Source organism: Janthinobacterium sp. CG_23.3, from assembly GCF_046115965.1.
Lineage (GTDB): Bacteria > Pseudomonadota > Gammaproteobacteria > Burkholderiales > Burkholderiaceae_D > Janthinobacterium.
Genome location: NZ_JBJXIB010000180.1, coordinates 1 through 8,125, shown reverse-complemented (window position 1 = coordinate 8,125; position 8,125 = coordinate 1). Strand labels below are relative to the sequence as shown.

2 protein-coding genes are annotated in these 8,125 nt (G+C 68.2%); both read left to right on the top strand.

Annotated elements, in window-relative coordinates:
* On the top strand, positions 1–2,649 hold a 2,649-nt coding region (locus ACFDR9_RS25945), incomplete at its 5' end, for a type I polyketide synthase (RefSeq protein WP_409032839.1).
* A 142-nt stretch (positions 2,650–2,791) separates the two neighbouring features.
* Complete coding sequence (locus tag ACFDR9_RS25940; RefSeq protein ID WP_409032838.1) at positions 2,792–8,110, top strand: SDR family NAD(P)-dependent oxidoreductase; 5,319 nt, start codon at positions 2,792–2,794, stop codon at positions 8,108–8,110.
* Positions 8,111–8,125: the final 15 nt, after the last annotated feature.

Sequence of the window (8,125 nt, the reverse complement as noted above, 5' to 3'; positions counted from 1 at the left end):
CTGGAGGAACTGCCGCGTTTCGACGCCGGCCAGGTGTTGCTGGTGACGGGCGGCACGCGCGGCATCGGCTACCTGTGCGCGCAGCATGCGGTGCGCCATTACGGCGTGCGGCGGCTGGTGCTGAGCGGGCGCGATGTGTTTCCCGCCCCCGCGCAGTGGGCCGAGCACCAGCGCGAAAACGGTCCGCTGGCCGCCAAGATGCGCGCCATAGAGGGCTTGCGCGCGCAGGGCGTGCAGGTGGAGGTGGTGGCTCTGGCGCTGTCGGACGAGGCGGCGGTGCGCGCCTGCCTGGAAGGGGTGCGCGCGCGCCTGGGGCCGATCGCCGGGGTGCTGCATGCGGCGGGCCTGGGCGAATCGGATACGCCGGTGTTTGCGCGCAAGTCGCTGGCGGCGGTGGCGCGGGTGCTTGAGCCGAAGGTGGCGGGGCTGGACGTGCTGCTGGCCTGCCTGGCGCAGGACGCGCCGCAGTTCTGCGTGCTGTTTTCGTCGGTGTCGGCGCTGCTGCCGGCGCTGGCGGCGGGGCAGAGCGATTATGCGATGGCCAACGCGTACATGGATTATGTGGCCGAGGCGCAAACGGCGGGCTTCCCATTGGTGAGCATCCAGTGGCCGAGCTGGAAGGAGACCGGTTTCGGCGAAATCGGCAGCGCGGCGTATGCGCGCAGCGGCCTGCTGTCGCACACGGACGCGGAGGGCCTGGCGCTGCTGGACCATGTGCTGCGCAGCCGCCCGGAACGGGTGCTTATTCCGGCCATCGTCAATCCTGAAGTGTGGCAGCCGCGCGGGCTGCTGCTGCACCAGCGTGCCGCCGTCGCGGGTAGCCATGGCGTGCCGGCGGCGGCGCCGGCCAACCCGTCCGGGTCGGCGTCGCCGCTATTGGCACAGGTACAGGCGTGGCTGATCGCCCTGCTGGCCGAGACGCTGAAGATGGACGCCGTCCATATCGACGCCGGTAACACCTTCCTCGAATACGGGGCGGACTCGGTGCTGTTGCTGCAACTGATACGCCAGGTGGCGCAGCGCACGGGCGGCGAGCTCGATCCATCCATCCTGTTCGAGTATCCGACCATTGCGGGCTTTGCCAAATGGCTGCTGAACAAGCACGGCGAGGCGCTGTCCGCCGCGTTCCAGGCGCTGCCCGCCGCACCGTCGGTGCCGCTGCCGCTGCCGCTGCCGCTGCCGCTGCCGGAGCCAGTGGCGGCAGTGGTGCCGCTGCCGGCCGCGGCGCCGCCGCGGCCGGCCGGCGTGGCGCCGCTCGACATCGCGGTGATCGGCTTGTCCTGCCGTTTTCCGGGGGCGGACAATCTGGAGCAGTATTGGCGCTTGCTGGTGGAGGGGCGCTCGGCGATCGCGCCGGTGCCGAAGGAACGCTGGGGCTACGAGAGCGAGTTCTACGCCGGATTGCTGCCCAGCGTGACCCATTTCGATGCGGATTTCTTCTTGATGTCGGAAGCGGACGTGCGGGCGATGGACCAGCAGGCGCTGCTGGTGCTGGAGGAAACGCTCAATCTATTTTGCCATGCCGGCTACAGCCTGCAAGAAATCAAGGGGCAACCGATCGGCGTCTATCTTGGCGGGCGCAGCCAGCACCGTCCCGACGACCAGGCGTTCAGCAAGGCGAATAATCCCGTGATGGCGGTGGGGCAGAATTACCTGGCGGCGAATGTCTCGCAGTTCTTCGACCTGCAAGGCCCCAGCCTGGTACTCGACAGCGCCTGCTCGTCGGCCCTCGTCGGCATGAACATGGCCATCCAGGCGCTGCGCGCGGGCGACATCACGTCCGCCGTGGTGGGCGGCGTGAACCTGCTGAATACCGACGGCCCGTTCCAGGTGTTCGAACAGCGCGACATCCTGAGCCGCGAGTTCCATATCTTCGACGCCCGCGCCAGCGGCGCCGTGCTGGGCGAGGGCGTCGGCATGGTGCTGCTGAAAACCGTCGACCAGGCGCAGCGCGACGGCGACCGCATCTACGCCACCATCAAGGCGGTGGCGGTGAACAACGACGGCCGCACGGCGGGGCCGGTGGCGCCGAGTTTCCAGGCGCAAAAGGCGGTGATGCAGGCGGCGCTGGAGCGCAGCGGCAAGCGCGCGGGGCAGATCGACCATGTCGAGGTCAACGGTTCGGGCTCGGAAGTGACGGATCTGCTGGAGTTGAAGGCGATCGAGGCGATCTACCGCGCGGCGGACGGCGCGCCGTGCAGCCTCGGTTCGATCAAGCCGAACATCGGCCATCCGCTGTGCGCGGAAGGCATCGCCAGCTTCATCAAGGTGGTGCTGATGCTGCATCACGGGCTGGACGTGCCGTTCCTGTCGGGCCAGCAGCCGATGCGGCATTACGACATGCAGGCGTCGCCGTTCCATTTCAACCGCAGCGCCAGCGCCTGGCGCGGCGCCGGCGTGCGCAGCGCGGCCATCAACAGCTTTGCCGACGGCGGCACCAATGTCCACGCGATCCTGGAGGCTTGGCCGGCGGCCGCTGCGGCCGAAGAGGGCGCGCCGGGCCGGCGGCCGCTGGCCCCGCCGGCGCTGCGCCGCATCGACATCCGCCCATTCGGTGCGGCCGCCGGCGCGCCGGCGCCGGTCCTGCACCGCCCGCCGGCCGCGGGCGAGCAGCCGGCGGCGCCGGTGGAAAGTTTATGGGGCCGTTGAGCGGCAGGCTAGCGTCCTGAGTCATCGATCTCTGGATTAAATATGACGAGAATCGAGCTGATACTGCGTGGTTCAGGACACTGGGAAAACTATCAGGCGCGCCCTCGGGCGCGCACTTATCACGTTATCAATGAGGTTAGATGTGAAATCAACGTTCTCCATGAGTTTGCAGCGTCCGGTGATCCAGGGCCATCTGGTGCATGGCCAGCATTTGTTGCCGGGTCTGGCCTATATCGACATGCTGTATCAGTTATTCCGTGAACACGGTTACGATTACACCCAGCTGGAACTGCGCAACCTGTCGATCTACCAGCCGCTGATTGTCCAGCCGGACGAGACGGTCTTGCTGGTCATCGACTGCGTCATGCGCAGCGACGCCCATTGGAGCGTTTCGATAGAGCGACAGCCGGAGGGGCCGGGCGCCGCGCTGCGTTATGCCACTGCCGAGATGCATGCGTGCGCGCCCGTCGTTTTTGGCGCCGCGCCGGATATCGCCGCGGCTCGCCGCGATGCCGTCCGCAGCATCGATATGCGCGATATCTACGCGCAGTGCCGGCAGCGCGAGCTGGTGCATCTTGACTTCATGCAGGCGGCGGGCGTCGCGCATCAGACGCTCGACGCGCTGCTGATCGACGTGGCGCTGGGTGCCGAGGCGGCGCCCGGCGCCAGCGGCGCCATGTTCCATCCGGTGCTGCTGGACGCCAGCGCCGTCGCCACGACGGGGTTCCAGCAAGCCGAGCCGAATCTGCGCATCCCGCTGTTTTACGAGTCTTTCCGCGCTTGCGGCCTGCTGCAATCGGCCTGCACGGCCCGCATTCCCGCCGCCTCCATGCATCACAAGGGCGAACTGCTCTGCATCGATATGGAATTTTACGACGCCGACGGGCGCCAGCTTGCGCAGTTGCGCGGCTGCGCCAACAAGATTATCCGCTCGCCAGGCCTGATCGATCCCGCCCGCCGCGCGCCGGAGCAGCTTGCGCCCGCCGCCACCGCCGCTACCGCTGTCGCCGCCAATGACGCGCCCGTCGCCGCCGACGCGGCGGCCATTGCCGGCTTCCTGCAAGGTTTGATCGGCGCCCGCCTGCAGCGCGCGGCCGACGCCATTCCAACCGGCAGCGGATATTATGAACTGGGACTCGGTTCCGCCGACATGCTGGAGCTGGTGAGGGCCATCAACGATCACGTCGGCGGCGCGCTGGCGCCCACCCTGCTGTTCGAATACCCGAACATCGACGAAACGGCGCAGTATCTGAGCGGTCATCATGCCTGGCAGCCGGTGGCGTCCGCACCCCGGCCGGCGGCCGCTCCCGCGCCCCAGCCGGCGGCCGCGCCGCGCCCCGGGGAGGCCGGATTGGCACTGGAAGCGGTCGCCATCATCGGCCTGGCCGGACGCTATCCGAAGGCGCGCAACGTGCGCGAATTCTGGCAAAACCTGAAAGACGGCCTCGATTGCATCAGCGAGATTCCCGAGGACCGCTGGGACCACAGCCAGTATTTCGACGCCGACAAGTCCGCACCCGGGAAAACGTCGAGCAAGTGGGGCGGCTTCATCGATGGCGTCGACCAGTTCGACCCGCTGTTCTTCAGTATTCCACCGCTGCACGCCGAATACATCGACCCGCAGGAACGCCTGTTCCTACAGTGCGCCTACGAGACGCTGGAAGACGCGGGCCATACGCGCGAGTCGCTGGCGCGCCAGGCGGGCGGCAATGTCGGCGTCTTCGTCGGCGTGATGTACGAGGAATATCAATTGTACGGCGCGCAGGAGCAGGCGCACGGACGGCCTGTCGCACTGTCGTCGAACTCTTCGTCTATTGCCAACCGGGTCTCGTATTTCTGCAATTTCAACGGCCCTAGCATGGCGATCAACACCATGTGCTCGTCGTCGCTGACGGCGATCCACCTGGCCTGCCAGAGCCTGCAGCATGGCGAATGCGAGCTGGCCTTGGCCGGTGGCGTCAACCTGTCGCTGCATCCGAATAAGTATCTGCTGCTGGGACAGGGGAAATTCGTCTCCAGCAGCGGCCGTTGCGAGAGTTTCGGCGAGGGCGGCGACGGCTACGTGCCGGCCGAGGGCGTCGGCGCGGTGCTCCTCAAGCCGCTGTCGAAGGCCATCGCGGACGGCGACCAGATCTATGGCGTGATCAAGGGCACGGCCGTCAACCACGGTGGCAAGGCAAATGGTTACACGGTGCCCAATCCGGGCTCCCAGGCCGATGTGATTGAACGCGCCATCCGCCAGGCCGGAATCGACGCGCGCAGCATCAGCTACGTCGAAGCGCATGGCACCGGCACCTCGCTGGGCGATCCGATCGAAATCGCCGGCTTGAGCCGGGTATTCCGCCGCCACACGCAGGACCGCCAGTTCTGTGCGATCGGTTCGGCCAAGTCGAATATTGGCCACTGCGAGAGCGCCGCCGGCATTGCCGCGTTGACCAAGGTGCTGTTGCAGATGCGGCACGGCCAGCTGGCGCCGTCGCTGCATTCGGCCATTCCCAATCCGCACATCGATTTCGCCGCCAGTCCGTTCGTCGTGCAGCAAAGCCTGGCGGCTTGGCCGCGCCCGCGGATCGACGTGGCTGGCGCGCTGACCGAGGTGCCGCGCATCGCCGGCATTTCATCGTTCGGCGCGGGTGGTTCGAATGCGCACTTGGTGATCGAGGAGGCGCCACGCGCCGCCGCGGTAGCCGACGCGGTGGCCGGCGCGCCGCGCGCCGCGCTGATTGTCCTGTCGGCGAAAGATGCGCGGGGCTTGCGCGAGGTCGTGCGCCTGCTGCACGAAGCCCTGGGCGGTTGCTGCGCCGGGGCCGATCTGGCCGATATCGCCTGCACCCTGCAACTGGGACGCGAGGCCATGGCTGAACGGCTGGCCGTGGCGGCCGATTCCCACGCCGGCCTGGCCGGCAAGTTGAAGGCTTGGCTGGACGCGCAGGACGACGCGCAAGCGATTGCGGGCGTACACCGCGGCGTGGTCAGGCATGGACAGCACCGTGCCGAGCCGCTCACGCCGGCGCAGATGGAGGTTCTGGCCGACGCGTGGACGCTCCGCGCGGAGGCGGCGGGAGTGCTCGATGCCTGGGTCGGCGGCAAGGAAGTCGATTGGGCGCGTTTGCAGGGCGCCGCGCCGGCGCGCCGCATCAGCCTGCCCACCTACCCGTTCGCGCGCGAACGCTATTGGATTCCCCAGGTGGCAGCGCAGGCGGAAAAACCGGCCGTCTCCGCCTCGCAGCTGCATCCGCTGCTGCACCGCAATGTCTCCGACTGGACCGGGCCGCGCTTCAGCAGCATTGTCCCCGCCCATGCCGCGCAACGCCGCATACGGCAGCGCCAGGCCGTGAGCGGCGCGGTTTGCCTTGAAATGGCGCGCGCCGGCTACGGCCTGGCTGCGGGCGACCAGGAGCGGGACAGCGCGATGCTGCGATTGTCGGGCGTGAGCTGGCCGCACTGCCTGGTACAGACGGCGAGCCCGCTTCAGCTCGACCTTTCCCTGTACCAGGAAGAGTCGGGCGAGGTCGCCTTTGAAGTGTTCAACGGGGCCGCGGAAGGCGAGCAACTGCTGTATTGCGAAGGCCGCGCCAGCATGGTGCCGCGCGCGGCGCCGGAAACCGCCGACCTGGAAGCGCTGCGCAGCCAGTGCGGCAATACCCGGCTGTCGTCGCAACAGTGTTATGAGTGGCTTCAGGACATCGGCCTGAGCTATGCGCCATCGCAGCGGGCGATCGGCGCCGTGTACTTGGGCGAGCAGCTGATGCTGGCGCAACTGGCTCTGCCGGCCGAGGCGTTGGCGGACGCGGCGCAGCAGCAATTGCATCCGCTGCTGCTGGAGGCGGCGTTGCAGGCAGCGGCCAGTTTCGCCTTCGGCGCGGCCGATTGCCGCCAACTGCTGCTGCCGGCGGCGCTGCGGCGCATCGACATCCTGCGCGGCTGCACGCCCGCCATGTGGGCGCTGGCCCGGCCCGGCGCCGTAGCCGACGCGGCGCATGCGGGCACGCTGCTCGATATCGATTTGCTCGACGAAACGGGCGCGCTGTGCGTGCGCATGTCAGGACTGGCGCTGCGCGAAGCCGACGCCGACGCCGATGCCGGCACGGTCGCCGCTACCCTGCTGCTGCAGGCGCAGTGGCAGGCGCACACCGACGCCGCGGCCGCACCTCCCGTCTATGCGCGGCATGTGGTGATGCTGTGCGGCTTCGATAGCGTCGATGGCCTCTACCAGCAGCGCCTGTCCAGCGAGCTTGGGGCGCAGTGCCTGGTGCCGCCGCATGCCGGTGCCGGCGCCGCAGGCGCGTTCAATCAGTGCGCGCAGGCCGTTTTCGGCCAGGTTCGCGCCATGCTGGAGGCCGCGGCGGGCGGGGCGCAACTGCTGCAGGTCGTCGTGCCGGGGCACGGCGAAGGGCAGGCGCTGGCGGGACTGGCCGGGCTGCTCGACAGCGCGCAATTGGAAAACCCGGGCTTCATCGGCCAATTGATATCGCTGGACGCGGTGGACGACGCCGCGCGCCTTGTCGGGCAACTGCGCGACAACAGCCTGCGTCCAAGCGAGCGCCGCATCCGCCATGTGGCCGCTGCGCGCGAGGTGGCGCGGTGGGTGCCCTTGGCGACGGCGCCGGTCGCGGGACATCCATGGAAGGCGGGCGGCGTCTACCTGATTACGGGCGGGGCAAGCGGGCTGGGCATGATCTTTGCGCGCGACATCGCGCGCCAGGCGCCCGCCGCGACCCTGATCCTGACCGGGCGCTCGGCGCTTGACGCGCAGCGCGGGCAGCAACTGGCCGAATTGGAAGCGATGGGCGCGCGCGTCGTCTACCAGCGCAGCGATATCGCCGATGCCGCCTCGGCGAGCGCGCTGGTGGACGGCGTGGTGCGCGAATACGGCCGCATTGACGGCATATTGCACAGCGCCGGCGTGACGCGCGACGGCTTCATTCTGCGGAAAACAGCGCAGGACCTGCAGGCGGTACTGGCGCCGAAAGTGGACGGGCTGGTCAATCTCGATTACGCCACCCGAGACATCAAGCTCGACTATCTGGTTTGCTTTTCCTCGCTGGCCGGCGCCTACGGCAATGCCGGCCAGGCCGATTACGCGGCAGCCAATGCCTTCATGGACGCCTATGCCGTCTACCGCAACGGCCTGGTGGCGTTGAAGCGGCGCCACGGGCATACCCTGTCGGTCAACTGGCCGCTGTGGCGCGACGGCGGCATGCGGCTCGACGCCGTGACGGAGCAGGCCATGCTGCGCTCGACCGGCATGGCGCTGCTGGAGACGTCCGATGGCGTGGCCGCGCTGTACCAGGCGCTGGCCGCGGGCCAGCAACAACTGCTGGTGCTGCATGGGGATCCGGCGCGCCTCGGCCGCCTTGGCGGGGGGGGGGGGGGGGGGGGGGGGGTCGACGCGGAGGAGAAAAAACAAGAAAAAAAAACGAAAAAGGGGAAGGGGCGAAAGGAGGAGAAAAAAAGTTGAGACGTTCTTCAAACA